The sequence below is a fragment of the uncultured Castellaniella sp. genome, assembly GCF_937988725.1.
Classification (GTDB): domain Bacteria; phylum Pseudomonadota; class Gammaproteobacteria; order Burkholderiales; family Burkholderiaceae_B; genus Castellaniella.
In genome coordinates this window covers 416977-441383 of sequence record NZ_CALKHS010000004.1, presented here as the reverse complement: position 1 = coordinate 441383, position 24407 = coordinate 416977, and the positions used below count along the sequence as shown (strand labels likewise).

22 protein-coding genes, 1 tRNA gene and 1 pseudogene are annotated in these 24407 nt (G+C 68.3%); 15 read left to right on the top strand and 9 right to left on the bottom strand.

Annotated elements, in window-relative coordinates; translation table 11 throughout:
- Positions 1-94 precede the first annotated feature (94 nt).
- On the bottom strand, positions 95-1375 hold the full coding sequence (locus Q0263_RS05560) for a crosslink repair DNA glycosylase YcaQ family protein (RefSeq protein ID WP_298014153.1): 1281 nt from the start codon (positions 1373-1375) through the stop codon (positions 95-97).
- Between the two features lie 243 nt (positions 1376-1618).
- Here Q0263_RS05560 and Q0263_RS05555 point away from each other — a divergent pair, with 243 nt between their 5' ends.
- From Q0263_RS05555 to Q0263_RS05525, 7 genes are all read left to right on the top strand, one after another.
- Complete coding sequence (locus tag Q0263_RS05555; RefSeq protein ID WP_298014151.1) at positions 1619-2644, top strand: helix-turn-helix transcriptional regulator; 1026 nt, start codon at positions 1619-1621, stop codon at positions 2642-2644.
- Positions 2645-2743: 99 nt separating this feature from the next.
- Positions 2744-4915 carry a TonB-dependent siderophore receptor gene (locus Q0263_RS05550; RefSeq protein ID WP_298014149.1) on the top strand — a complete coding sequence of 724 codons (2172 nt, stop codon included), beginning with the start codon at positions 2744-2746 and terminating at the stop codon, positions 4913-4915.
- Complete coding sequence (gene fhuF / locus Q0263_RS05545) at positions 4915-5658, top strand: siderophore-iron reductase FhuF (RefSeq protein WP_298014147.1); 744 nt, start codon at positions 4915-4917, stop codon at positions 5656-5658. Before Q0263_RS05550 ends, fhuF begins: the two co-directional genes overlap by 1 nt.
- Positions 5645-6412, top strand: a complete 768-nt coding sequence (locus Q0263_RS05540) for an ATP-binding cassette domain-containing protein (protein WP_298014145.1) — start codon at positions 5645-5647, stop codon at positions 6410-6412. Before fhuF ends, Q0263_RS05540 begins: the two co-directional genes overlap by 14 nt.
- Position 6413: 1 nt before the next feature.
- Positions 6414-7256, top strand: a complete 843-nt coding sequence (locus Q0263_RS05535; protein WP_298014143.1) for an iron-siderophore ABC transporter substrate-binding protein — start codon at positions 6414-6416, stop codon at positions 7254-7256.
- Positions 7253-9235, top strand: a complete 1983-nt coding sequence (gene fhuB, locus Q0263_RS05530) for a Fe(3+)-hydroxamate ABC transporter permease FhuB (RefSeq protein WP_298014141.1) — start codon at positions 7253-7255, stop codon at positions 9233-9235. Before Q0263_RS05535 ends, fhuB begins: the two co-directional genes overlap by 4 nt.
- Before the next feature lie 139 nt (positions 9236-9374).
- Complete coding sequence (locus tag Q0263_RS05525; protein WP_298014139.1) at positions 9375-10175, top strand: 5'-methylthioadenosine/adenosylhomocysteine nucleosidase; 801 nt, start codon at positions 9375-9377, stop codon at positions 10173-10175.
- On the opposite strand, the gene Q0263_RS05520 is transcribed toward Q0263_RS05525, so the two are convergent.
- On the bottom strand, positions 10145-11263 hold the full coding sequence (locus tag Q0263_RS05520) for an alkene reductase (RefSeq protein WP_298014136.1): 1119 nt from the start codon (positions 11261-11263) through the stop codon (positions 10145-10147). The two genes, Q0263_RS05525 and Q0263_RS05520, sit on opposite strands and share 31 nt — an antisense overlap.
- Positions 11256-11387, bottom strand: coding sequence for a hypothetical protein (locus Q0263_RS05515; RefSeq protein ID WP_298014135.1), 132 nt, complete (start codon positions 11385-11387; stop codon positions 11256-11258). The genes Q0263_RS05520 and Q0263_RS05515 overlap by 8 nt, the downstream gene beginning before the upstream one ends.
- A gap of 138 nt (positions 11388-11525) precedes the next feature.
- Here Q0263_RS05515 and Q0263_RS05510 point away from each other — a divergent pair.
- Positions 11526-11738 (top strand): annotated as a pseudogene (locus Q0263_RS05510) (LysR family transcriptional regulator); the annotation flags it as partial.
- Between the two features lie 58 nt (positions 11739-11796).
- Positions 11797-12414, top strand: coding sequence for a hypothetical protein (locus tag Q0263_RS05505; protein ID WP_298014134.1), 618 nt, complete (start codon positions 11797-11799; stop codon positions 12412-12414).
- A gap of 15 nt (positions 12415-12429) precedes the next feature.
- On the opposite strand, the gene Q0263_RS05500 is transcribed toward Q0263_RS05505, so the two are convergent.
- Positions 12430-13695 (bottom strand): FAD-binding oxidoreductase, encoded by a 1266-nt coding sequence (locus tag Q0263_RS05500; protein WP_298014133.1) that lies wholly within the window; start codon positions 13693-13695, stop codon positions 12430-12432.
- A gap of 189 nt (positions 13696-13884) precedes the next feature.
- On the opposite strand from Q0263_RS05500, the gene Q0263_RS05495 reads away from it, so the two are divergent.
- A complete protein-coding gene (locus Q0263_RS05495) occupies positions 13885-14763 on the top strand; it encodes a LysR substrate-binding domain-containing protein (RefSeq protein WP_298014131.1) in 879 nt (292 codons plus the stop codon).
- Positions 14764-14861: 98 nt separating this feature from the next.
- Here the strand turns inward: Q0263_RS05495 and Q0263_RS05490 are convergent, their stop codons facing one another.
- Entirely contained in the window at positions 14862-15698 is an 837-nt protein-coding gene (locus tag Q0263_RS05490; RefSeq protein WP_298014129.1) for a bifunctional allantoicase/(S)-ureidoglycine aminohydrolase, read from the bottom strand.
- Positions 15699-15899: 201 nt separating this feature from the next.
- Positions 15900-16742 carry a PhzF family phenazine biosynthesis protein gene (locus tag Q0263_RS05485; RefSeq protein WP_298014127.1) on the bottom strand — a complete coding sequence of 281 codons (843 nt, stop codon included), beginning with the start codon at positions 16740-16742 and terminating at the stop codon, positions 15900-15902.
- Positions 16743-16858: 116 nt separating this feature from the next.
- On the opposite strand from Q0263_RS05485, the gene Q0263_RS05480 reads away from it, so the two are divergent.
- The 3 genes from Q0263_RS05480 to Q0263_RS05470 all read left to right on the top strand — a co-directional run bounded on the left by Q0263_RS05480 (position 16859) and on the right by Q0263_RS05470 (position 18673).
- Positions 16859-17530, top strand: a complete 672-nt coding sequence (locus Q0263_RS05480; RefSeq protein WP_298014125.1) for a 7-cyano-7-deazaguanine/7-aminomethyl-7-deazaguanine transporter — start codon at positions 16859-16861, stop codon at positions 17528-17530.
- Positions 17518-18237: a 7-cyano-7-deazaguanine synthase QueC gene (gene queC, locus Q0263_RS05475; protein WP_298014219.1), complete on the top strand. Its 720-nt coding sequence runs from the start codon at positions 17518-17520 to the stop codon at positions 18235-18237. The genes Q0263_RS05480 and queC overlap by 13 nt, the downstream gene beginning before the upstream one ends.
- Positions 18238-18451: 214 nt before the next feature.
- Positions 18452-18673 (top strand): YgdI/YgdR family lipoprotein, encoded by a 222-nt coding sequence (locus tag Q0263_RS05470; RefSeq protein ID WP_298014123.1) that lies wholly within the window; start codon positions 18452-18454, stop codon positions 18671-18673.
- Between the two features lie 80 nt (positions 18674-18753).
- Here the strand turns inward: Q0263_RS05470 and Q0263_RS05465 are convergent, their stop codons facing one another.
- Both Q0263_RS05465 and Q0263_RS05460 read right to left on the bottom strand, forming a co-directional pair.
- The gene (locus tag Q0263_RS05465) at positions 18754-19503 is read right to left on the bottom strand and encodes a sulfite exporter TauE/SafE family protein (RefSeq protein WP_298014121.1); all 750 of its coding nucleotides are present in this window, start codon (positions 19501-19503) and stop codon (positions 18754-18756) included.
- A gap of 85 nt (positions 19504-19588) precedes the next feature.
- Positions 19589-20722 carry a metallophosphoesterase gene (locus Q0263_RS05460; protein ID WP_298014118.1) on the bottom strand — a complete coding sequence of 378 codons (1134 nt, stop codon included), beginning with the start codon at positions 20720-20722 and terminating at the stop codon, positions 19589-19591.
- A gap of 205 nt (positions 20723-20927) precedes the next feature.
- On the opposite strand from Q0263_RS05460, the gene Q0263_RS05455 reads away from it, so the two are divergent.
- Together Q0263_RS05455 and Q0263_RS05450 are read left to right on the top strand one after the other, a co-directional pair.
- Positions 20928-22253 carry a ferric reductase-like transmembrane domain-containing protein gene (locus Q0263_RS05455; protein ID WP_298014116.1) on the top strand — a complete coding sequence of 442 codons (1326 nt, stop codon included), beginning with the start codon at positions 20928-20930 and terminating at the stop codon, positions 22251-22253.
- Between the two features lie 49 nt (positions 22254-22302).
- Positions 22303-22376 (top strand) — tRNA-Cys (locus Q0263_RS05450).
- 135 nt (positions 22377-22511) lie between these two features.
- Here the strand turns inward: Q0263_RS05450 and Q0263_RS05445 are convergent.
- Complete coding sequence (locus Q0263_RS05445) at positions 22512-24371, bottom strand: methyl-accepting chemotaxis protein (RefSeq protein ID WP_298014114.1); 1860 nt, start codon at positions 24369-24371, stop codon at positions 22512-22514.
- Positions 24372-24407: the final 36 nt, after the last annotated feature.

The following is a 24407-nucleotide window of genomic DNA, read 5'->3' as shown; positions in this document are numbered from 1 at the left end:
CGCCTTAGATTGCTAATGTGCGTCTCGTTTCCCGCTCCAGAATCTAAAAAGGCCCAGACTCCGGTTTGGGCTTTTTTGCGTCTGGCGGTGCAATCTAGGTGCCCGACACGGCACTCTCCGATCCAACTTCCCGCCACGCGGCGCGCAAGGCGGGCGCCAGCGACTCCGGCTGGCAATGCGCCAGCCGGATCTGCGGCGTGCCGTGCCAACGCGCGCAGCGCGCAATGGCCGCAGCCAGCTCCTGCACCAGCCTCGGCGCGGGCGCCACGCCATCCTCCAGGTACAACGCCTTGATCTCGAATACCCCTTCCGCGCGGTGCGCCTTGGCATCCAGCCGCCCCACCAGCGCGCCGCGATGCAGGATGGGCAGCACATAATAGCCGTAGCGTCGCTTGGCCGCCGGCACATAGCACTCGATGCGATAGTCGAAACCGAACATCGCCAGAGCGCGGGCGCGGTCCCACACCAGCGGATCGAACGGCGACAGCAAGGCGGTGTGCGTGGCGCGCAGGCGGCCGGCACGAGCCTTGGCAAGAGCATCGGCGTGCGCCGGATGCACGTAGCCCGGCGCCGGCCAGCCAGCCACCGTCACCTCCAGCAGCTCGCCCGCCGCCACCAGCGGCGCCAGTTCGCGCGCGCTCACGGAGGGTTTCAGGCGGTGGTAGTCGGCGATCCAACGCGCCTGCGCGATGCCCAGGGCCTGCACGCTGTCCAGGATGAAGCGCCGGCGCAGGCGCGCCGCATCCGGGGCGCAAGGCACGAACGGCGGGTCGAAGCCGGCCAGCACCCGCTCGGCCACGTCGTACACGCGCTGGAATCGCTCGCGCCGCAGCACCATCAGCTCGCCCAACGTGAACCAGGCCTCCAGCGCGCGCTTCTCCGGCTTCCACTCCCACCAGCCCGCGCCGTTGCCGCCGTCCGTGCGCGAAAAATCCGCCGCGCGCGCCGGCCCATGCTCGCGGACATGCCCCAGCACGTCCGCCATCACTTCGCGCTGTTCGAGCCGCATACGTTCGGCATGGCGGTGCGCCCAGTGCCCGGCGCGCTCGCGCCAGGCGCGGTGGGCGGCGAAGTCGCGCGCGCCGACGAAGCAAGCCTCGTGCGCCCAGCATTCGGCGATGCGGCCGGCCGCCAGCGCCTCGTCCAGCCAGTCCATCGGGTAATCGCCCAACCGCGACTGCAGCACCAAGTAGGGGCTGCGCGCCACCACATGGATGGAATCGATCTGCAGCAGGCGCATGCGCTCGATGGCGGCCACCACGTCGTCCCGGCGCGCGCGGCGGCGCGGCGCCTGCAGCAGACCCTGCGCATGCAGTTGCAGCGCACGCGCCTGCGCCAGGCTCACGCACGCTGAGGCTTCGTTCAATACGGGCACGCTTTCACTCCAAGGCTACGAACATGTTGCGGCGGCATCCAGGGATATTCCGATCCATGGGGCATTATCGCCTTTGGCAAGCGCCTCCATGCATACAACGGTCGCACATGAGGCCCCGGCACGTTGCGCCAGAACCTCCTGGCTCAAGCCGCTTCCCGACACACGCTATGCTGCCCAGCAGCTAGACTTTTCCCGCAACGCGCGTCCCGGCGAGCGGGGCCGGATTGCTTGCCAAGTGTAAGAATGGAAGAAAATGATTATAATTCTCAATACCATTCCACAAATTCACTGCTCCGCATCCTGATCGTCCCAGCCCACTCCTCCTCTTCCCTGCGCCAGCTGTCCGTCGCGGATCTGCAAGGCTTCGGTGAACGCTTCGGCATCGACTTCCAGTTCCCCAGACTGGCGGCCGGCGCCGGATCGGCGAACCCGGTCGTGTCGCGCGGCCGCGTGGACGAACTGACGCTGGCGTCGGGCTTGCACCTCACGCACTCCAGCCTGGACATCCTGCAGCCTTATGAATCCCTGTCCACGCGCAATACCTCATTCTTCCTGCTGGCGATCATGGAAGGCAGCGTCGCAATCAGCATCGCCGGTCAACAGCACATCGTGCCGGCGGGCATGGCCCTCACCACCCGTCTGGCCGTCGGCAGCAGGCTCCGCGCCGCGCACCGCTGCAACCAGCACCTGAAGACCCTGACATTGGCGCTGGACAGCGTGCGCACGTCAGGCGACATGCCGCTTCCATGGTCGCCGGACAGCTTTCCGCACCTCCCCGAGCCAATCACCCGCCTCTGGCGCATTCCGCCGCATCTGCATCAAGCACTGCGACAGCTGCACACCTGGCAACGCATGAACGCGCTGCAACGACGCCTGCTGCTGGAAGGGCTGGCGCTGCAGCTGCTTGCCCACGGCATCGGCGACAGCGCGGAGCCGGCGCGAACCGCGGCGCTGTCCCCCGACGAACGCGGCCGCCTGGAAAAAGTCCGCCTGCAGATCGACGGCGCGCCCGGCCTGGACTACGCCGTAAGTCAGCTCGCCGGATTGGCCGCGATGAGCCCGAGCAGCTTTCGCGGCAAGTTCCGCCAGATGTTCGGCATGCCCGTTTTCGACTACCTGCGCGACAGGCGCCTCGCGCTTGCCCGCCAATACCTGCAACAGGGCTACTCGGTCCAGCAAGCCGCGCACCTCAGCGGCTATCGCCACGCCACCAACTTCGCCACCGCCTTCCGCAAGCATTACGGCGCCACGCCCAGCAGCCTGAATTAGCGACGCAGGCCGCCATGTCCCCGCATCTCGTCAGCGCGCATACGCAAGCAGTCATCATGCATACCCGTCCAAAATCGTGAATGATAATAATTCTGAATCATGTTTACCTGGACCCAGCACATCATGTTCATCCGGACGCAAGACACCAAGCCCCTGTTCCGACGAATCCGGCCGTCCCTGGCCGTCGCGCTGCTGGCCGCCGGGCTGGGCGGCACGGCCCAGGCGCAGGAAGGCGCCACGCCGGTCAACGAACCTGATGCCGGAGTCCAGCCACAAGCGCTGGACGCCATCACCGTGGGCGCCCAACAAAGCGCCACGAAACTGCTGACGCCCATCCTGGAAACGCCGCAATCGGTTTCCGTCATTTCCCAGGAGCGGATGCAGGAACAAGGCGCCACCAGCGTGCAGCGCGCGGCTTCGTACACGGCGGGCGTGTTCAGCAATCAGGTCGGCGCTTCGAACCGTTTCGACTACCTGGTGCTGCGCGGTTTTTCCGATGGCAGCCTGGGCAATACATACCTGAACGGCCTGAAGATACTGGGCGACACGAATTCGCACAGTTCGCTGGTGATCGACCCCTGGTTCCTGGAGAGCATGGAAGTGGTGCGCGGCCCGGCCTCGGTGCTCTACGGCCAATCGTCGCCCGGGGGTATCGTCGCGCTGCAAACGCGCAGGCCGCGGTTCGACTCCTTCGGCGAAGTGGAACTCGGCGCCGGCAGTCACAAGCAGGCCCATGCCGCCTTCGATCTCAACGAGACAGCGGCCGACGGAGCGGTCGCCTGGCGCTTGACGGGCAAGACGCGCCGCACCGACACCCAGGTCGACCAAGTCAAGGAGGAACGCTACGCCTTGATGCCGTCGCTGACCTGGCGCATCACCCCGGATACGACGCTGGACCTGACCGCCTACCTGCAGCGCGAGCCGGAGGGCGGCTACCACTCGGGCCTGCCGTACGAGGGCACCGTCGTCCCGCACGCGGGCAGGACGATCTCGCGCTCGTTCTTCGAAGGCGAGGACGATTACGAGAAATACCGCCGCAACCAGACCATGCTGGGCTACGCCCTGGAGCACAACTTCAACGACACGGCGACCTTCCGCCAGAATGCGCAATACCTGAAATCGGACGTTACGCTCGATCAGGTCTACGCCTACGGCTGGGCCTCCCCCACCGAACTGTACCGATACTACGCCGGCAGCGAAGAGGATCTGCACGCCTTCGCCATCGACAACCAGCTCGAATTCAATTTCCGGACCGGCGCACTGGAGCACCGCCTGCTGACGGGCCTGGACTATCAACAGCGCGAGAACGACGTCAGCTGGCCTTCCGGCGCCTTCCCCAACATCGACGCGTTCAACCCGACCTATGGCGCATCGCCCACCGCCATGTACGACCCGTTGCGCGAGCGGCACGAACTGAAGCAGACCGGCGTCTACCTGCAGGATCTGATGTCCTGGCGGCAATGGCGCCTGACCCTGGGCGCCCGCCATGACCGGGTCGATATCTCCAGCACCAACCTCGACACGGGCTACGCCAGCACGCTCAAGGACAATCAGTTCAGCGGCCGCGCCGCGCTGATGTACGTCTTCGAACAGGGTTTCGCTCCGTATGTCAGCTATTCCACCGCGTTCACACCGACCAACTTCGTGGACGCCAGGGGCGACCTCCTCAAGCCCATGGAAGGCGAGCAATGGGAAACCGGCCTGAAGTTCCAGGCCCCCGGCAGCCGGGACCTGTACACGATTTCATTGTTCCAGATCGACCAGACGAACGTCGCCACCAAGGAACAACCCACCGACCCCTACCGCGCCGTCGGCAAGATCCGCTCGCGAGGCGTCGAACTGGAAGCCAACACCTGGCTGACGGACCAGCTGCGCGTCCAGGCGAGCTACAGCTTCAACGACATCCGCTACGCCCGGAGCGACGACGGCAACGAAGGTAATCGCGCGGTGTACGCGCCCAGGCACATGGCCAGCCTCTGGGCCGACTACCGCTACGGCGGCAGCCTGCGCGGCCTGAACACCGCGCTGGGCGTGCGCCACATCGCCGGCATCCAGTCCGATCGAGCCAATACGCATACCCTGCCGTCCTACACGCTGTTCGACCTGGCCGTCGGCTACGATTTCTCCGCGCTGGGCGCCAAAGGCCTGAGCGCACGGCTGAACGTCCTGAATCTGCTCGACAAGAAATACGTCGCCGCCTGCAACTCGCTGGAGTTCTGCTACTACGGCGCGGAGCGCAGCATCAACCTGACCGCGAGCTACCGATTCTGATGCTGGCCAGCGATCTGATCCGGAAATTGCAGCGCGACGAGACCCTCGCTCCCCTGCTACCCGCCCTGGAGACACGCCTCCAGGGCGACGGCTGGTCGCGCTGCGCGACACTGCGCCAACCGGACCGGATCGCCACGCTGCTGGAGGCCTTTGCCCTGGAGGCTGGCCATCCCGGCGGCGACCCGCGCGCCATCGCGTCGCTCTGGTCGCGCTGGTACTTCCATACGGTCATGACCCCGCTGGTCGCCGCCCTGGTGCTGGAACGCGCCTGTCCGGTTCCGCACGCGGTCCGCATCACGGCCGGCCACGGAGTCTGCGGCCTGCACTGGGCGGAAGAAGCGCCGACCGTGCATGCCCTGGACGAACGCTCGGCGAGCGAATACCCGATCAGGCTGGCCGGGCCCGTCATCCAGGCCCTGGCCCTGGCGTCCGGAACCGCCCCCAGGGTGTTCTGGAACAACCTGGGCAATCTGCTGGAATACCTGGCGGGCAGGATGCGCCCGCATCCGCGCGCCGACACGTCCTTGCAACAGGCCCTGGACGCCATGCTGGATGCGCCCGCACTGGCCGACGGCAGCCCCAATCCCGTCCGCGGGCCGGTGCGCTATCAGGCCGATACGCAGGCCGGCACGATACGCGTGCGCCGGCTGTGCTGCCTGTACTACCTGCTGCCGGGCACCGAACTGTGCGGCGATTGCCCGCGCCTGCACCCTCATTGCGCACATCGCCATGTTTCAACTTGACCAGGCGGGCTACCGGCTCCCCGACAAAACCCTGCTGCACCCCACCAGCATCCGGTTCAACGCCGCCTGCATCTACGGGCTGATCGGCCACAACGGCTCGGGCAAGTCCACTTTGCTGAAACTGCTGGCCGGGCAACTGAAAGCCAGTTCCGGCCGCGTGGACTTCGACGGCCGCCCCGTCGCCAGCTGGCCGCAACGCCGCTTCGCTCGCGAAATCGCCTACCTGCCCCAGCACCTGCCGCCGTCGGAACATCTGACGGCGCTGGAACTGATCCAGTTCGGCCGCTACCCCTGGCAAGGCCTGCTGGGCCGCGCAAACGCGCAGGACAAAGCCGAAGTCGACCGCGCCATCGAACTGACGCAGACCCAGGCCTACCGCGACCAACGCGTCGATACGCTGTCGGGCGGTGAACGCCAGCGGGTATGGCTGGCCATGCTGCTGGCGCAGAACAGCCGCTTCCTGCTGCTGGATGAGCCTCTGGCCGCGCTGGACATCGCGCACCAGGCCGAAGTTCTGGAGCTGATCCATCGCCTGAGCCGCGAGCTCGGCCTGGGCGTCATCCTGGTCCTGCACGACATCAATCAGGCGGCACGCTACTGCGACCGGCTCGTCGCCCTGAGCGGCGGCCGCGTCATCGCCAGCGGCGGACCCGCGGAGCTCATGACACCCGAGCAGCTGCAATACATCTACGGCGTGGACATGAGCATCGTGAACCACCCGCTGCTCGGCATTCCGGTCGCGTTGGCGAACTAGCATGCGCACCCTGCTGCTGAGCCTCTGTCTGCTCGTCCCGCTGTCGGCGCCGCCGCCCGCCGGCGCGCAGCGGATCCTCACCCTGGACTGGACGCTGGCCGAGACGCTCACCGCGCTGGGCCAGGCCCCGGACGGCGTCGCCCAGATCGGCGACTATCACGGCTGGGTCGGCGCGCCCGAGCTGCCGGAAGACACGATAGACCTCGGCCTGCGCAACCAGCCGTCCATGGAGCTCATGGCCGCTCTGGAACCCGACCTCATCCTGACGACCCCCATGTTCGCGGGCATGGAAGAGCGCCTGTCCGGCATCGGCCCGATACGCAGCCTGCCGCTTTACGACCCCGCAGTCGATACCTGGCGCGCCATCGAAGACATGACACGCAGCCTGGGCGAGCTGACCGGGCGAGCCCAAGCCGCCGAACGCCTGATCGAGGACACACGGGCCATGCTGAGCGACGCCAGGTCGCGGCTTGCGGGTTGCGATCCCCTGCTGATCGTCCAGATCGCCGACGAACGGCACCTCCGGATCTACGGCGGCAGCAGCCTGTACCAGGCGGTGCTGGACAAACTGGGTCTGCGTAACGCCTGGACCGGCCCCGTGAACGACTGGGGCTACCGCCTGGCCGGCTGGCACGAACTGGCCGGCATCGAAGGCCGCCTGGTCATCATCCGACCCGCGCCGCTGGGCGCGCTGCAGCGCATCCAGGAGAACGCTCTCTGGCGGCAACTGCCGGTCGCCAGCCGCCGGCCGCCCATCGTGCTGCCCCCGGTCTGGAGCCTGGGCGGCCTGTCGTCCGCGCAGCGGTTCGCGCGGCTGCTGGAACAAGGGCTGCGCACGCCATGACGGCGACACCACGCACCGCCATCCTCATCTGCGCAGGCCTGGCGTTCCTGCTGGCAATGCTTGCCGCCGTCAGCCTGCAGCCGCTGGGCGGCATGTCCGCCGCCCTGGCCGCCCTGCGCGCCGCCTCTCCCGCGAACGCCGCCGTCGCGGAACTGCTGCTGTCGCAAAGCTGGTGGCCGCGCCTGGTCCTTGCGCTGCTTGCGGGCGGCGGACTGGCGCTGGCGGGAGAACTGCTGCAGTTGCTGCTGCGCAACCCGCTCGCATCGGCGGCGACGCTGGGCATTTCCAGCGGCGCCAGCGTGGCCCTGATGCTGGCCACCTTGTTCGCGCCCAGCCTGCTGGCGCAAGGGCGGGAATGGGCGGCGATGCTGGGCGCGGGCCTGACGCTGGCATTGGTCTTCCGCCTCAGCTGGCGCCATGGCCTGGATCCGCTGGTGCTGATCGTGGTGGGGATGACGCTGAATCTGCTGCTGGGCGGCCTCTCCATCGTGCTGCTGCTGTTCAACCACGAGGCGCTCTCGGGACTGCTGATATGGGGCGCGGGTTCGCTGGCGCAGCAGGGTTGGGACGGCGTGCGCTTCCTGGCCCCGCGCCTGTTGATCTGCGTCCTCTGCCTGCTGCCGCTGCTGCGCCCGCTGCGACTGGCGACTCTGGACGACGTCACGCTGCACGGCCTCGGACTGCCGGTGCGCCACCTCCGGCTGATCGGGCTGGGCATCGCCGTATTCCTGGCGGGCAGCCTCGTCAGCGGCGTCGGCGTGATCGGCTTCGTGGGCCTGGCGGCGCCGAACATCATGAAGCTCGCGGGCGCCCCCCGGCTGGCGTCGCGCCTGCCGCTCTCGATGCTGTTCGGCGCGCTGCTGCTGGCCTGCGCCGACCAGCTGGTACAGGCGTACGCCTCGGAGGTCAGCGCCTTCGTGCCCACGGGCGCCGTCACGGCGGCGCTTGGCGTGCCGCTGCTGCTGTGGCTCCTGACCCGCCTGCGCCTGCCGACGGCGCCAGGCGCCGCCGGCGACGCCCGCATGCCCTTCCAGCACGGCGCCGCGCGCGGCATGGCGTGGCTCGGCGTCCTGCTCCTGCTGGCGCTCCTGCTGGCATTGTCATTCGGACAATTGCTGCACGGCTGGCATTGGCAAGCGCCATTCGGCTCCAACAGCCTGCAATGGCGGCTGCCGCGCGTGATCGCGGCAGGCTGCGGCGGCGTTCTCCTGGCGTTGTCCGGCACGATTCTTCAACGCCTGACGGGCAATCCGCTGGCCAGTCCCGAACTGCTCGGGGTCAGCAGCGGCAGCGCCATCGCCCTGTTGCTGGGCGTGTTCCTGCTGCGGCAGCCCGGCTACCTCGCGCTCTCCGGCATGGCGCTGCTGGGCGCTGGCGCCGCGCTGCTGCTGATACTCGCATCAAACCGGCGCAATCGTTATTCCCCGCAAGGGATACTGCTCACGGGCATCGCGCTCGGCGCGCTCTACGAGGCCCTGCGCAGCCTGCTGCTGGCCGACGGAGATCCGCGCGGCCAGCAGGTCACCGCCTGGCTGTCCGGCTCGACCTATTACGCCTCGGCGTCGATGAGCTGGCTGCTGCTGGCCCTGGTCGCGGCCGCCCTGCCGCTGGCGGCCGCGACCAGCCGCTGGCAGGACCTGTTCCCCCTGGGGCAGCCCACGGTCCACGCCCTGGGGGTGCCTGTGCACAAGGCCCGCGTCGCCATGCTGCTGATCGCCGCCGCCTCGAGCGCCCTGGCGACGCTGGTGGTCGGCCCCCTGTCATTCGTCGGACTGATCGCTCCGCACATGGCGCGCGCGCTGGGCTTTCGGCGGGCGCGGGAGCAGTTGACGGCAGCCGCCCTGATGGGCGCCATCGTGATGATCCTGGCCGACTGGATGGGACGCCAGATCCTGTTTCCCCAGGAAGTCCCGGCCGGCCTGATGGCCTCGCTGGCGGGCGGCTCGTACTTCCTCTGGCAGATCAGGCGCTGGCGCTGAGCCGTCATGGCCCGGCGGAAGCCGCTCAGGCGAGGCGGCCGGGAACAGGCATGCGCCGTCACGGTATCCTATCGCCTCGCCCGAAAACACGCCGCGCGGATCCTGGGCGAACAGACTCCCGATCAAATAGAGAACACCCGTGACCACCGCCCCGAACCCAGCCAGCCCCATCGGCATCATCGCCGCCCTGCACCAGGAACTGAGCGGCCTGCTCGCGCTGATGCGGGGCGGGCAATGCGTCCACCTCGGCAGCCGCGAATTCTGGATCGGCGACCTGGACGGCCGCCCGGTCGTCCTGGTGCTGTCCCGCGTGGGCAAAGTGGCGGCGGCGGCGACGGCCGCCGCGCTGGCGTCGCGGTTCGGCGTCCGCGCCATGATCTTCACCGGCGTGGCGGGCGCTTTGTCGCCGCAGGTGGCCATCGGCGACGTGGTCGTATCGACCGAGTTCCTGCAGCACGACGTCGACGCGTCACCCCTGTTTCCCCGATGGGAAATCCCCTTGACGGGCATCGCCCGATTCGAGGCCGACGCGGCGCTGGCCGACGGCCTGAGCCGCAGCGCGCGCGACGTGCTGGCGGATCCATCGTCCCTGGTGGGGGACGCGGTCATGCACGCCTTCGGCCTGACGGCGCCCCGCGTCCACTCGGGCCTGATCGTCAGCGGCGACCGGTTCGTATCGACGGCGGCGGAAAGCACGGCGCTGCGCGGCGCCCTGCCCGATGCGCTGGCCGTGGAGATGGAAGGCGCGGCAGTGGCCCAGGTCTGCCACGAATGGGGTATCCCGTTCGCGGCCGTGCGCATCATGTCCGACCGGGCGGACGATTCAGCCAGCGTGGACTTCCCCCGGTTCATCACCGAAGTGGAGTCGCGCTACAGCGTGGCGATCATCCGGCGCTGGCTAAGCGGGTCTCAGGCCGCCGCGGACTCCAGGGCGGGATAATCGGTCAGGCCGCGCTCGCCGCCGCCGAACAGCGTTTCGCGCTCCGGCAGGGCAAGCGGCGCCCCGAGGCGCAGGCGCTCGGGCAGATCGGGATTGGCGACGAAGGGGCGGCCGAAGCCGATCAGGTCGGCCCAACCCTCTTCCAAGGCCTGACGGGCGCGCTCGGCGGTATAGGCGCCGGCATAGATCATGGCGCCGGGGAATGACTCGCGCAAACGCCGCTTGAACGAGACAGGCATGTGCGGGGCCTGCTCCCAGTCGGCCTCGGCGATGTGGATGTAGCCCACGCCGAGGCGGGCAAGCAGCCTGGCCGCCCCCAGGTAAGTGGTTTCAGGGTCCGCATCCTCGCAGCCGTTGAGCGTGGTCAGCGGCGCCAGGCGGATGCCGACGCGGCCTGCGGCGCCGGCGCCTTCGATCAGCGCGTCCGCCACCTCGCCCAGGAAGCGCAGGCGGTTCTCCAGCGAACCGCCGTATGCGTCCGTGCGGTCGTTGGCGTTGGAATCGATGAACTGGTTGACCAGATAGCCGTTGGCGGCATGCAGCTCGACGCCGTCGAAGCCGGCCGCCATCGCATTGCGCGCGGCCTGGCGATAGTCGCCCACAATGGCGCGGATCTCGTCGACGCTCAAGGCGCGCGGCATGGAAGCCTGGACAAACCCGGGCTTGCCGTCGTCATCCGCCACGAACACGTTCACGCCCCGGGCCTGGATGGCCGAGGAGGAGACGGGCGACTGTCCGTCCAGCAGGCTGGTGTGGCTCAGGCGGCCCACGTGCCACAACTGCGCGAAGATGCGCCCGCCGGCGGCGTGAACGGCCTCGGTCACCAGCCGCCAGCCGGCGATCTGCTCGGGGGTATGGATGCCAGGCGTCCAGGCGTAGCCCTTGCCCAGCGGCGAAATCCAGGCGCCCTCGCTGATGATCAGGCCGGCGCTGGCGCGCTGGGCATAGTATTCGGCCATCAGCGCGTTGGGCACGTCGCCGGGCTGGCTGGCGCGCGAGCGCGTCATCGGCGGCATCACGATGCGGTTGGGGAGTTCGAGGGCGCCCAGAGCATGCGGTTTGAACAGGGGATCTTGAATATCAGACATTGCAGGTCTCTTTGGGGATCGAGGTCGGGGCCTCCATGAATTCGGGCAGCGCCACGCCATCCATTGACCGGCGCGGGCCGGTGAGGCGGAAGGCGCCGACGCCGAGAGAAGGAATGTTGCTCATGGAGGCGCCCGAGTCGTTGAGGAATGGAGGCAGTATGCTAGATTTACATTTGCGGATTAAGCCCGCCATAAAACAAACTCTATTGACTTAAATTCAAAGATGAAGACCATCCTGGCCTCGGTGGATCAGGCCGAGGGGCAGATGGGAACCCACGCGCCGCCGGGCTTCACCCAGCCCGAGACCCTGAACGACTGGCCGCTGCGCAACGCCGCGAGCGACGTCCTGCGCATCCGGCCGACGATCGCGTCCTCCAGCGCCGAAACGCTGCGGCACACGGCGCTGGCGGCGCGCATCACCTGCTTTGTCGACTACGTGGCCGAGGCCGTGGGCAAGCAGCCCTTCGACGCCTGAACCGCGCGCAAGCCGCCCTGGCCGAACGGCCGAATCAAACGATCAGAGAACCCGAACAATGGATATCGCCTTAACCCTATTGGCCGTCATCGTGACATGGCGGCTGCTGTGCCTGCGCTGCCAGCGCGCCCGCATCGCGCTGCTGGGACGCCACCTGGCCGATCTGCAGCTCGAACGCCACATGGAAACGCTGACGCAGGGCTACACCCGCGCCATCCACGAAAAAGAGGAAAGCCGCCAGCTCCAGGTGCTGGAGACCTTCGCCCAGGCCGAAAACAGCGTGGCGGCGCAGATGCGCGCGCTGGCCGATTCCATGCAAAAAGAGGATGCTCAGGCCACCCGCATGGGCGTGCTGCCCTTCTGCGTGCCCTACATCGAGCGCCTGCTGCCCGCATCGACCCGGGATTTCCGCGAACTGCTGCGCATCCACGCCGCCGGGCTGCGCCGCGTCGTGGACAATGAAGACCGCCTGAACCCGAAAGACCGCGCCTACCACCTGTCGGCGGAGCTCTACCTGTTCCAGCACAGCTGCCACTGGTTCTGCAAATCCCGCGCCGTGGCCGACGCGCGGCTGGCGCTGCGGCACCAGGTCAAGCACCAGAAAGCGCTGGAATCCGTCTCCGCCGCCACCCGCGCGGCCTACCTGACATGGCTGCGGGGCGGCGACCTGCGCTAGGGAACACGCCGCCGATCAGAAGCGCCGCGCGCCATACGGGGCCAGGTCGATCTCCGAGGGCCGCTCCAACACCAGATCCGCCACGGCCCGGGCGGTCGCCGGCGCCTGCGTCAGGCCCAGATGGCCGTGGCCGAACGCATAGACCACCCGCCTGGAATCGCGCGCATGGTCGATGACCGGCAACGAATCGGGGAAGCAGGGCCGATTCCCCATCCATTCGACCCGGTCCTCCGGCGCGCCGACATCCAGTTGCGGAAAGAGCTTCCGGCTGTTGCGCAGCAGGGCCTGGGCGCGGCGCGGGTTGGGCGGGGTTTCCAGGCTGCCGAATTCCACCGTGCCCGCCACCCGCAGGCCCATCTCCATGGGCGTCGCGAAGATCTTGGCTTCGGCGAAGACCACCGGCCGCCGCAGCGCGACCCCGGGATTGCGCATCAGGACGTGATAACCCCGCTGCGACTCCAGCGGCAGCCGGTCGCCCAGGCCGCCCGCCAGGCGATGCGACCAGGCGCCCGCGGCGATGACGGCCTTGGCCGCCTCGCGGATGCCGCGATCCGTGCGCACGGCGACCCGATCGCTGCCGACCGGCGTCACGGAATCCACGCGCGCCTGGACGATGTCGCCACCCGCCGCCGCGAACATCGCGCGCGAAGCTTCGAGCAACCGCCCGGGATTCACGATCATGCCCTCGTCTGGCAGGAAGACGCCCCGGGTGAACTGGGGGCCGACGCCGGGCTCGAGTTCGTGCAGCTCCGCGGAATCCACATCGCGCACGTCGACCCCGTGTTCACGCCTCATGCGCCAGCCGCGGGCGTCCTTTTCGACGGCCTGCGCGCTTTGATAGACCTGCAACTGCCCGGTCGCCCGCAGCAGTTCCGGCGCGCCGATCCGGCGCGTCCATTCACGGTACAGGGCGACGGAAGGCGCGTTCAGCGCGTGCAGGGCCGAGGCGGCGCGTTCGACCCGGGCCGGCGCCGACGCGCGCAGGAATCGGATCAGCCACGGCGCGACGCGCAATGCGTAATCCGCGCGGACGCTGAGCGGCCCGTCCCGGTCCAGCAGCATGGCGGGCACCTGCTTCCAGACGCCGGGCATGCCCAGGGGGGCCACCGAGCCCGCGCTGAGGCTCCCCGCATTGCCGGTCGAGCAGCACAGCCCCTCCGGATCGGCCTCGATCAGGGTGACGGACAGGCCGGACTCCAGCAGACGGCAGGCGGCCAGCGTGCCGATGATCCCGCCGCCGATGACGATGACGCCGGAGGCCGCGCCTTGCGAGTTGGACATGTCGGATGGATGCGCGATGATGGTCGATCGCCGCACGATAACACGCGCCGCCGGCCCCGCAGCGGCTCCCCGCGCGCTGGCCGGCGGAAGCGTCTCGGCGCGGGGAGCCGCTGAATTTACCGGGCCCGGACCTTCGTGTTAAAAGCAAGGCACTCCATTCGCAAACCGGATCATGCAATGGAAGCCCACATGACACCGAATCGGCCGCTCTTCGACCTGGACCTGCTGAAAGCCCTCGTCACGGTCGTGGACTGCGGCGGCTTCACGGCCGCGGCCGCGCGGCTCCACTCCACCCAATCCACGATCAGCCAGAAAATTCGCCGCCTCGAAGACATGGCCGGCCACCGGCTGCTGGACCGGGGCAACCGCGAGGTCCTGCCGACCGAAGCCGGCCAGGCGCTGCTGAGCCATGCCCGCCATCTGCTGGCCCTGAACGACCAGCTCCTGGACGTGCTGGCCGGCGCGGCCGTCGCCACCACCGTGCGGCTGGGCGTGCCCGAGGACTTCGTCGCCAGCCGCACGACGCAGGTGCTGGCGGCCTTCAGCCGGGACCATCCCCAGGTCAAGCTGGAGATCACCAGCGGACTCTGCGCCGGCCTGACCGCCAGCTTCGATCGCGGGGAACTGGACCTGATCCTGACCAAGCAGCGCCGCCACAGCCGCGCTGCCGTCGCCTGCCAGGCCGAATCCCTGGCCTGGATCGACAGCGCGACACACCCCTGCCTGCACCTCGACCCGGTGCCCCTGGTGACGTTTCCGCCTCGCGGCCTGTACCGGGACGACATCATCCGCGGCATCGAGGCCATGGGCCGCAACTGGCGCATCGCCTACACCTGTTCCAGCCTGAACGGCATCCAGAGCGCCGTGGCCGCCGGCCTGGGCATCAGCCTGCTGCCGCGGCGCACCGTCACCGCCGATCACGCCGTCCTCGGCGCCAGGGACGGCCTGCCGCCCGTCGACGGATACGAAATCGGGCTGTTCCACCGGCCCACGGCCAACGCCACGGTCCTGGCCCTTGCGCAGGCCCTGGCCGGCATGCTCGCCGGCGAGACCCCGCTGCTGCCCTGACGCCTGGCAGGCGACGCAAGCCACGCAGGCCTGGAACGCGAAAAGGGCATCCTTCATGCGAAGGACGCCCTTTTCAAAGGCTTTCGGAAAAAGCGCGATCAGCCGCCCAGACCGCCCAGGGTCAGAGCTGCGTGGCGGTTGACGTCCTTGTACAGCAGGTAGCGGAAGGGCTTCGGGCCGCCGGCATAGCAGGCCTGCGGGCAGAAAGCGCGCAGCCACATGAAATCGCCCGCCTGGACTTCGACCCAGTCCTGGTTCAGGCGGTAGACCGCCTGGCCTTCCAGCACGTACAGACCGTGTTCCATCACGTGGGTTTCGGCAAACGGGATGATGCCGCCGGGCTGGAAGGTGACGATGTTCACGTGCATGTCGTGGCGCATGTCGGCCATGTCCACGAAGCGCGTCGTCACCCAGCGGCCTTCGGTATCCGGCATGGCGATGGGCTCGATGTCCTGCTCGTTGGTGAAGAAGGCTTCGGGCGCGGCCAGGCCTTCCACGGCCTGGTAGCGCTTGCGGATCCAGTGGAACCGGGCCGCCGACGCGCTGCGATTGCGCAGGGTCCAGTTCGACGCGGGCGGGATGAAGGCGTAGCCGCCCGGCTTCAGGGTGTGAGCCGCGCCGTCCAGCGTAACCTCGATTTCCCCCTCGACCACGAACAGCACGCCTTCGGCCCCGGCATCCAGTTCCGGCCGGTCGCTGCCGCCGCCGGCGCCGACCTCGACGATGTACTGGGAAAAGGTCTCGGCGAAGCCCGTCAGCGGGCGGGCCAGCACCCACAGGCGGGTGTTGTCCCAGAACGGCAGGTGGCTGGTGACGATGTCACGCACCACCCCTTTGGGGATGACGGCGTACGCCTCGGTGAACATGGCGCGATCGGTCAGCAGGTCGGTCTGGGGGGGATGGCCGCCATGCGGCGCATAGTAGGTCGTGGACATGGGGAATTCCTCGGGGGTCATGTGAAGCTGCGGCGCATGCGCGCCGCAGCCCCGGAAGCGGGAATCCACACCATATCGGAGGCCCCCTATATTTACAAATTAAATATCAAAATTCCGACATTCAACTTATGAATGGATCAGCACAGGCGGCCGGCTCCATCCGTTCCTGCCCGGATCTTGCCGGCCAATCCTTCCAGGGCGCTACAGCGTCACCTTGCCTTCGATGCAGGTGACGACCTCGCCGCCGATCCAGATGTCCGCGCCGGATTTCCGGACGTGCACGCGCCCCGCCCGGCCCAGCGCCGTGCCCTGGGACGCGACATAGGCATCCGGCGCGCGGCCGCTGCCGATCAGCCATTGGGCCACGCCGGCATTCAGGCTGCCGGTCACCGGGTCCTCCAGGATGCCCGCGCCGGACACGAACGCCCGGACCTCGAACTGCGCCTCCGCGCCGTCGACGGCCGGATCCCAGGGGGCGACCACCCCCACTTTCAGGCTGCCGAGCGCGGCCGGATCGGGCCGCAACGCCAGCACCTGGCGGCGCGAGGCCAGCAGCACCGCCAGCCAGCCGGGACCGTTGTCCACCCAGCGCGCTTCCAGGAGGTCGCCGGCATCCAGGCCCAGGCCGGCGGCAATGCGCGGCAGCAGTTCCGGTCCGACCGGCTCCGACCGCAGCAGGGGCGGCGCGGCGAACGCCACCAGCGGGCCGTCGCGGCGCAGCGTGATCAGGCCCGCCGCGCATTCCTGGACGATCCGGTCGCCGCGCGCCCGGCCTCCGCCTGCCAGCCAGACGGCGCAGGCGCCCAGCGTGGGGTGTCCGGCAAAGGGCAGTTCGCCCCGCGGCGTGAAGATCCGGACGCGGTAGTCCGCCTGCGGCGTCGTGGGCCGAAGCAGAAAGATGGTTTCGCTCAGGTTGGTCCAGTTGGCGAATGCCGCCATCCGCGCATCCGCCAATCCGTCGGCGGCCACGACCACCGCCAGCGGATTGCCCTTCAGGGGCTGGCTGGCGAACACATCCACTTGCTTGAAATCGAAGGTCGGCATGATCGGAACGGTCCTTGAAAAACGGAAGCCCCGATTGTCGCATCAGGCGGCCCGGGTATAATCCCCGTGCATTTCGCTCATGGGTTCCCTCACCCCATCCACCAAAAAGGTCCGTCATGACACCCACGCTCGTCCCGCCGTCGCGGACATCCCGCCATCTGGCCCTGCTGGTCGCCTTCCACATCGCCATCATCATCGCCAGCAACTACCTGGTGCAGCTGCCGATCGACCTGTTCGGCTTTCACAGCACCTGGGGCGCCTTCAGCTTCCCATTCATTTTCCTGGCCACCGACCTGACCGTGCGGCTGATCGGCAAGGCGCAGGCCCGCCGGGTGATCGCGCGCGTGATGGTGCCCGCGCTGATCGCGTCCTACATCGTGTCGGTGCTGTTCCACGAGGGCCGTTTCAACGGGGCCGGCGCCCTGGCCGTCTTCGACGGCTTCGTGTTCCGCATCGCGCTGGCCAGCTTCGCGGCCTACGTCTTCGGTCAGTTGCTGGACGTGCAGGTCTTCGACCGCATCCGCCGCAGCAGCATGCCCTGGTGGGTGGCGCCCTCCGCATCCGCCGTGCTGGGACAGGCGCTGGACACGGCGATCTTCTTCGCCGTGGCCTTCTGGCACAGCAGCAATCCCTTCATGGCGGAACACTGGGTCGAAATCGCCCTGGTGGACTACGCGATCAAGCTTACCGTCAGCCTGTTGCTGTTCGTGCCTTTGTACGGCATTGTCCTCAATGCCGTGCTCCGGGTCCTGGGCCGGCGCCCCCTGACCGAGGCATCGCCGGCGTGAACACCGGCCGCGCCCTGGTCCTCTTCTCCGGAGGCCAGGATTCCACCACCTGCCTGGCCTGGGCGCTGACGCGCTTCGATCGCGTCGAAACCCTGGGCTTCGACTACGGCCAGCGTCACGATGCGGAACTGGACTGCCGCATGACGGTGCGCAGCCGCATCACGGCGCTGCAGCCGGACTGGGCGCGTCGCCTGGGCGACGACCACCTGCTGGACGCGGGCGTGCTCAAGCGCCTGGGCGCGTCCGCCATGACGGACGACGTCGCCATCGCCCTGCAGGAAGACGGCGTGCCCAATACCTTCGTGCCGGGCCGCAACCTGCTGTTCTTCACCCTGGCGGCCGCGCTGGCATACCGCCGGGGCCTGGACGTGCTGGTGGGAGGCATGTCCCAGACCGACTATTCCGGCTACCCGGACTGCCGCGACAATACCCTCAAAGCGCTGCAGGTGGCGCTCAGCCTGGGAACGGACCGCCCGCTGAGGATCGAAACCCCGCTGATGTGGCTGGACAAGGCCGACACCTGGGATCTGGCCCGGCAGCTGGGCGGCGCGGCATTGGTGGATCTGGTGCGCGCCGAGACGCATACCTGCTACCTGAACCAGCGGGACCGGTTGCACGACTGGGGCTACGGCTGCGGTCGATGCCCGGCCTGCGAGCTGCGCGCGCGGGGCTACCGGCAATGGGCCGCGCGGCGAGCGCCGGCCTAGGCCTCGCTCGCGCAGCGCCTCGTCCGCGCAACAACCGGCCTCGATTTTGTCAGAAGACTCTACAAGGGGTTTTCGCGCCCTTCCCGCTCTAAAACCCCGGCATGCGGCCGATTGCGCAGGCGACCCGCCGGAGCCTGCTGTCGAACCCGCTTACATTACCGTCCGGAAGACCTTGATATGGTGTTTATGAGACCCTCGTTTTCAGGAGATACTCATGTCAAAGAAGATTCCCGGACTCCTCGCCGTTCTGGCCGGCAGCTTCATTCTGGCCGCCTGCTCCACTCCGTCCACCGTCACGACGAACGACGGACGGACGGATTACACGGCCGACGCGCCGCAGACGGATGCGGACGACGGCTTCGTCCGCTATGAAAAGGACGGCCACGAAGTCAAGGTCAACAAATCCGACGTCCAGCGAATCGAGGAAGTGAAATAAGGCGGCCGCTCCCCGCCCGCGGCGCGCCGCGGCGAAACGGCTCGATGCGGCCCTGCGGGACATGCTCCCGCAGGGCCGCATCAACCATAGGTGCGCAGGAAAAACATCACGGTGATGAAGACGGTCAGGGCCAGGGTGCCGAAGCGGATGATCGGAGCCGGGATGCGCTTGCCCAGCACCGCCCCCAGATAGCCGCCCAGGCTGGCCGTCACCAGCATCACCACGGTTTCCCGCCACTGGACGGCGCCCGCGCCGATGAAGATGATCACGGCCATGGTGTTGGCCACCGTGACCATCAGCACGCGGGGCCCGCTCATGCGCTTGAGATCGTGCGAACCCAGCAGCCCCCAGACGGCCACCATCATGATGCCGACCGCGCCGCCGAAATAGCCGCCATAGATGCCCAGGAAGAACTGCAGGACCATCACGACGGCCGGATGCACCCGGCAATGGGCCCGCACCCACTCGCCGATCCGGCGGCCGAAGCCCAGCGCGACGGTCGCCGCCAGCAACAGCCAGGGCAGCGCGAAATCGAAGGCCCGCGACGGCGTCAGCAACAGCAGCAGGGCGCCCGCGCTGCCCCCCAGCAGGGTGACGAAGAACAGCTTGCGCAAAGGCACGTCGCCCACGCCGCCCAGGCTGTCGCGATACGCCCAGGCGCTGGCCGCGCTGCCGGGATAGAGCGCCACGGTGCTGGACGTATTGGCCAGCACCGGCGGCACGCCCGCCGCGATCAGGGCCGGCAGGCTGACGAAGGAGCCGCCGCCCGCCAGGGCATTCATGGCGCCCGCCACCGCGCCGGCGCCGCCGACCCATATCAAAGAGTCCATCCACGATGCTCCTCGGTCCGGGGGACCTCATGGCCGGTACGCGGGCCCGCTGCGATGCGGACCCGGGTTCCCGCCGCCGCGGGCGTCATTTCGCCCGCAGCACGATCTGCGTGATCTCGGAAGGCCGCCCCAGGCGGAGCGCCAGGCCATTCCACAAGCCGGTGCCGTTGCTGACATACAAGGTCATGGGCCCGACCCGGTACAAGCCCGAGACGAAACCATTGTTGGCCCACCGGGTGATGAAGTGCAGCCCCAGGATCTGGCCGCCATGCGTATGCCCCGACAGCTGCAGCGCCACGCCCGCGTCGGCATTGGCGGGCGCGTCGCCCGGCCGGTGTTCCAGCAGGATCACCGGCGTGCCCGCCGGAATCCCCTGCAAGGCGGCCTTCAGGTCGGGACGCGGCAGGCCGAAGGTCCCCGCCTGCCGGTCCGTCACCCCCGCCACCGCCAGCGATGCCCCATCCCGGCGGATCAGCACATGACTGTTTTCCATCATGTTCAGACCCATGGCGCGATAGGCCTGCATCCAGCGGACGTAGTCGCTGTAGTATTCGTGATTGCCCGGGATCGCCAGCACGCCGTCCTTCGCCCTCAGGTCCCGCAAGGGCCGGACATCGGCCGCCCGGAGCTCGGGCGTGCCGTCGGCCAGATCCCCCGTGATGACGATCAGGTCCGGATCCAGCCGGTCGGCGCGCGCCACCACGGCCGCCTGCCAGGACTGCGGCAGAAGGCGGCTGGCGTGCAGGTCCGTCAGTTGCACGATGCGATAGCCGTCAAACGCCGCGGGCAGACCGGGGATCGTCACCGCCACGGTGCGGATGCCGGGAATCTTGACCGCCTGCCAGACGCCGACGGCCGACAGGACCAGCGCCAGCGCCCCGATGGACAGCCCCACGGCCCGTCCCTGCAGGACCACCCGTCCCGCCCCGCGCGCCGGCAGCCACACCAGCATGCCGACGACATCCCGGAGCAGCAACAGCAGCGCCAGCAGCAGCACCACGCCAAAGGCCCAGGCCAGGCACATCAGGATCCACTGAGGCAGTTCCGGAGAACCCAGGGTGCCGAAAAACCGCCCCGTGATCTGGTGATATTCGGCCGCCAGCAGCAGCGCCACCGCCAGCGCCGCCCGGCAGGCGAACCCGCAGGGCAAGGGCCAGACGAAACGCCACACCACATACAGCCAGATGGTGCCGGTGACAAACGGCAGCAGGGTCCCCATGAGACGATCCAGATACAGTAAAAATGACAGAATACACAGATAAGTCGCAGCATCTTACCAAGACCGGCCGCCGCCGCTCCTGGGCGGCACCGCCCCCGCCCCTTGCATGAACCCCGGCTGAACGGCCGCTTCACGCGCGATTCAGACACCGGACTCCATACTGCCCTCATCGCCGATACCCATCGGCCCGCATCTGGAAGTCCGCATGAAAACACGCACCATTCTGCTCTCCTTCCTGGGGATCCTGGCCCTGGCCTGGGCCTGGGACGCCTTCGTCCTGAATCCCATGCCCGGCGACGCCGTCTGGGTCGCCCGCAAGCAAGGCATCTACTTGACCGGCATCTGGGCCATGGGCCTGATGTCCCTGACCATGATCCTGGCCACCCGCCCCGCCTGGCTGGAACCCGCCCTGGGCGGCATGGACCGCATCTACCGCCTGCACAAATGGGCGGGCATCCTGGCGATCAGCCTGGGCGTCGCCCACTGGCTGCTGGAACTCGGCGGGGGCGCACTGCGCGCGCTGGTCGGCGCCGCCGTGGACAAACCGCCCCGCGTGGCCGTGGCCGATTTCCTGCAATCCAGCCACGGCCTGGCCAAGGACGTGGGCGAATGGGTCATCTACGCGCTGATCGTCTCCCTGCTGATCAGCCTGTGGAAGGCGTTCCCCTATAAATCCTGGCGCATCCTGCACCGGGTCATGCCGCTGCTGTACCTGGCCCTGGTCTTTCACTCCGCAGCCCTGACTCCGGCCGCCTGGTGGCTGCAGCCCCTGGGCCTGATCATGGGCGCCCTGATGCTGGGCGGCAGCCTGTCGGCCATCCCCGCCTTGCGCCAGCGCATCGGACACAGCCGCCGGCATGCCGGGCGCATCGAGTCCGTGCGCCAGCTGGAAGGCGGCGTCACGGAAGTGAACTGCGCGATGGGCGGCGACTGGCCGGGCCACCGGGCGGGGCAATTCGCCTTCGTGACCTTCGACGCCGGAGAAGGCGCCCACCCCTACACGATCGCCAGCGCCGACCGGGCGGGCCGGCTGACCTTCCAGATCAAGGCCCTGGGGGACTACACCCGCACGCTGGCGCGGCGTCTGCATGCCGGCCAGGCGATCCAGGTCGAAGGCCCCTACGGCCGCTTCGATCACCATCGGGGCGAAGACCGCCAGGCCTGGGTGGCCGGCGGCATCGGCATCACGCCGTTCCTGGCCTGGCTGGAATCGCTGCAGGGCCGACCGGACGCCGCCCCCTGCGCGCAGCTGCACTACTGCGTGCGCGACGCGGCCCGGGATCCCTTCGTCGGCCGCCTGCGCGCGCTGTGCGCCGCCCTGCCCGGCATCACCCTGCACGTCCACGATGCCGGCGCCGGCCAGCGGCTGGACGCGGACATCCTGCGCAGGGAAAGCGGGGCGCAGCCCGGCGAAGCGCTGGACGTCTGGTTCTGCGGCCCCGCCGGCCTGGCCCGCCAGCTGGAAGCCGGCCTGCGGTCCCTGGGTTTCAAGGACGCGCCGGTGCATCGGGAGGCGTTCGAGATGCGCTGAAAAATATCGTATAATGCTGGACTTGGCTGGATCACCCCAGCCCATCACAGGCGCAATGGCAGAGTGGTGATGCAGCGGACTGCAAATCCGTGTACGTCGGTTCGATTCCGGCTTGCGCCTCCAAATGAATCAAGGGCTTATGCTTTCGGCACAAGCCCTTTTTTCATCGCCGGGCCGCCCCAAGATGAAAACGCCCCCTTGGGGGGGGGGCAGCAAGCCGCAGGCGCAGCGTGGGGGCCATTTTTCATGCCGGCGCCATCAGCGGCGCGGCAGCAGCGCCACCGGGCCGCGACGCGGATCGGACGCCGCGTCGCCAGCCCCCTGATCGTCTACCCGGAACGTGCCCACCAGTTCGGACAGGGTGTTGGCCTGATCCTGCAGGCTGGCAGCCGCCGCGGCGGATTCCTCGACCAGGCTGGCGTTCTGGTGCGTCACGTCGTCCATCTGCGTCACCGCCGTATTGATCTGCTCGATCCCGGTGGTCTGTTCGCGGTTGGCGGCGCTGATTTCGCGCATGATGTCGGTCACGCGGCGGATGCCCTCCAGGATTTCCTGGGTGGCCTTGCTGGCGCTGGCGGCCTGCTGGTTGCCCTTGGCCGTGGTTTGCACGGACAGTTCGATCAGGCTGCGGATTTCCTTGGCCGACGCGGCGCTGCGCTGGGCCAGGGCGCGGACTTCGGCCGCCACCACGGCGAAGCCCCGGCCCTGTTCGCCGGCGCGGGCGGCTTCGACGGCGGCATTCAGCGCCAGGATGTTGGTCTGGAAGGCGATGCTGTCGATCACCCCGATGATTTCGGCCACCTGCTGGGATTTGGCGTTGATTTCGTTCATGGTGGTGACCAGTTCACCCACGGTCACGTTTCCGGCGGCGGTGGTCTCGGCCGCGGTCGCCGCCAAGGCGTTGGCTTCCTGGACGTGATCGCCGTTCTGCCGCACCGTGGCGGTGATCTCTTCCATGGTGGCGGCGGTTTCCGCCAGCGAGCTGGCCTGCTCCTCGGTCCGCGCGGACAGATCCTGGCTGCCGCTGGCGATTTCCGTGGCGGCCGTCTGCACGGAATCGGAGGCCGCGCGGATGCGCACGAGCACGGAGGAAATCTTGTCGGCGAACAGATTGAAGGCGCTGGCGATCTGCGTCAGTTCGTCCTTGCCGGACTCGCCGAGGCGCCGGGTCAGGTCGCCGTCGCCCGAGGCGATGTCCTGCAGGGCGTCGCGCACCTGGACCAGCCGGCCCAGCTGCTGGCGCACGAATCCGGCCATCAGCAGGCCCGCCACCAGCACGCAGGCCACGGCGATGACGATGGCCAGCAACAGCAGGCGATGCAGGGCCGCCGTGGCTTCGGCCTGGTCGATGCTGATGCCCAGCAGCCAATGCGTGCCGGTGACGCCGGCGGCATACAGCATCTGCGGCGCCCCGCCGATCGAGACCACCTGATGCCCGCCCTGCTTCGCCAGTTCCGACACCAGGCCGATGTCGAGATCCGGGGACAGGTTCGTCATCGGCTTGAGCGTGAGCGCGGGGTCCGGGTGCGCCAGGATCACGCCCGTATTGCCATCGATCAGGAAGGCGAAGCTTTTTTCATAAGGCCGGATGCCGGCGACTTTCTGGATGACCGACTTCATGGTCATGTCCGAGGCCACCACGGCGACGGTCTTGCCGTTTTCCACCACCGGCTCGGCGAAGCTGAGGGTCAGGTCGCCCGTCGCCGCGTCGGCATAAATCGGCGTGTAGACGGGTTTCCCCGCGGCGGCGGCCTGCTTGTACCAGTCGCGCTGCGTGCCGTCGTAGCCATCGGGCTGCTTGCGGGTGAAGGCATACGATTTGTCGGCCCGCACGAAATAGGCCAGATCCAGGCCGGCCTTCTCGGCGGCCTTCAGGAAGGGCACGGGGTCCTGCTGCGGCAGCGCCAGCTTGATGGAGCCGGTGATCTGCTGCTTGTCCTTCACCCACTGGGAGAGTTCGTCCGCATAGGTGCGGGCCAGCCGGCCCGTGCTGGCGTCCAGGGAATCCAGCACGATGGACCGCACCACCAGGAAGACGGCAACCGTCAGCACGATCAGGGACAGAGAAACGATCAGGACGCTGACGCCGGTCAGCCGGGCGCGCAAACTGTTGAACATGGAGGGCTGCCTTGAAAGGTTTTGAAAAGAATCAAA

What these genes read in the sequence shown, in the direction of transcription:
- Q0263_RS05555 (WP_298014151.1), top strand. Translation starts at nt 1,619, where the DNA reads ATGGAAGAAAATGATTATAATTCTCAATACCATTCCACAAATTCACTG.
- Q0263_RS05550 (WP_298014149.1), top strand. Translation starts at nt 2,744, where the DNA reads ATGTTTACCTGGACCCAGCACATCATGTTCATCCGGACGCAAGACACC.
- fhuF (WP_298014147.1), top strand. Translation starts at nt 4,915, where the DNA reads ATGCTGGCCAGCGATCTGATCCGGAAATTGCAGCGCGACGAGACCCTC.
- Q0263_RS05540 (WP_298014145.1), top strand. Translation starts at nt 5,645, where the DNA reads ATGTTTCAACTTGACCAGGCGGGCTACCGGCTCCCCGACAAAACCCTG.
- Q0263_RS05535 (WP_298014143.1), top strand. Translation starts at nt 6,414, where the DNA reads ATGCGCACCCTGCTGCTGAGCCTCTGTCTGCTCGTCCCGCTGTCGGCG.
- fhuB (WP_298014141.1), top strand. Translation starts at nt 7,253, where the DNA reads ATGACGGCGACACCACGCACCGCCATCCTCATCTGCGCAGGCCTGGCG.
- Q0263_RS05520 (WP_298014136.1), bottom strand. Translation starts at nt 11,263, where the DNA reads ATGTCTGATATTCAAGATCCCCTGTTCAAACCGCATGCTCTGGGCGCC.
- Q0263_RS05515 (WP_298014135.1), bottom strand. Translation starts at nt 11,387, where the DNA reads ATGAGCAACATTCCTTCTCTCGGCGTCGGCGCCTTCCGCCTCACCGGC.
- Q0263_RS05505 (WP_298014134.1), top strand. Translation starts at nt 11,797, where the DNA reads ATGGATATCGCCTTAACCCTATTGGCCGTCATCGTGACATGGCGGCTG.
- Q0263_RS05500 (WP_298014133.1), bottom strand. Translation starts at nt 13,695, where the DNA reads ATGTCCAACTCGCAAGGCGCGGCCTCCGGCGTCATCGTCATCGGCGGC.
- Q0263_RS05495 (WP_298014131.1), top strand. Translation starts at nt 13,885, where the DNA reads ATGACACCGAATCGGCCGCTCTTCGACCTGGACCTGCTGAAAGCCCTC.
- Q0263_RS05490 (WP_298014129.1), bottom strand. Translation starts at nt 15,698, where the DNA reads ATGTCCACGACCTACTATGCGCCGCATGGCGGCCATCCCCCCCAGACC.
- Q0263_RS05485 (WP_298014127.1), bottom strand. Translation starts at nt 16,742, where the DNA reads ATGCCGACCTTCGATTTCAAGCAAGTGGATGTGTTCGCCAGCCAGCCC.
- Q0263_RS05480 (WP_298014125.1), top strand. Translation starts at nt 16,859, where the DNA reads ATGACACCCACGCTCGTCCCGCCGTCGCGGACATCCCGCCATCTGGCC.
- Q0263_RS05470 (WP_298014123.1), top strand. Translation starts at nt 18,452, where the DNA reads ATGTCAAAGAAGATTCCCGGACTCCTCGCCGTTCTGGCCGGCAGCTTC.
- Q0263_RS05465 (WP_298014121.1), bottom strand. Translation starts at nt 19,503, where the DNA reads ATGGACTCTTTGATATGGGTCGGCGGCGCCGGCGCGGTGGCGGGCGCC.
- Q0263_RS05460 (WP_298014118.1), bottom strand. Translation starts at nt 20,722, where the DNA reads ATGGGGACCCTGCTGCCGTTTGTCACCGGCACCATCTGGCTGTATGTG.
- Q0263_RS05455 (WP_298014116.1), top strand. Translation starts at nt 20,928, where the DNA reads ATGAAAACACGCACCATTCTGCTCTCCTTCCTGGGGATCCTGGCCCTG.
- Q0263_RS05445 (WP_298014114.1), bottom strand. Translation starts at nt 24,371, where the DNA reads ATGTTCAACAGTTTGCGCGCCCGGCTGACCGGCGTCAGCGTCCTGATC.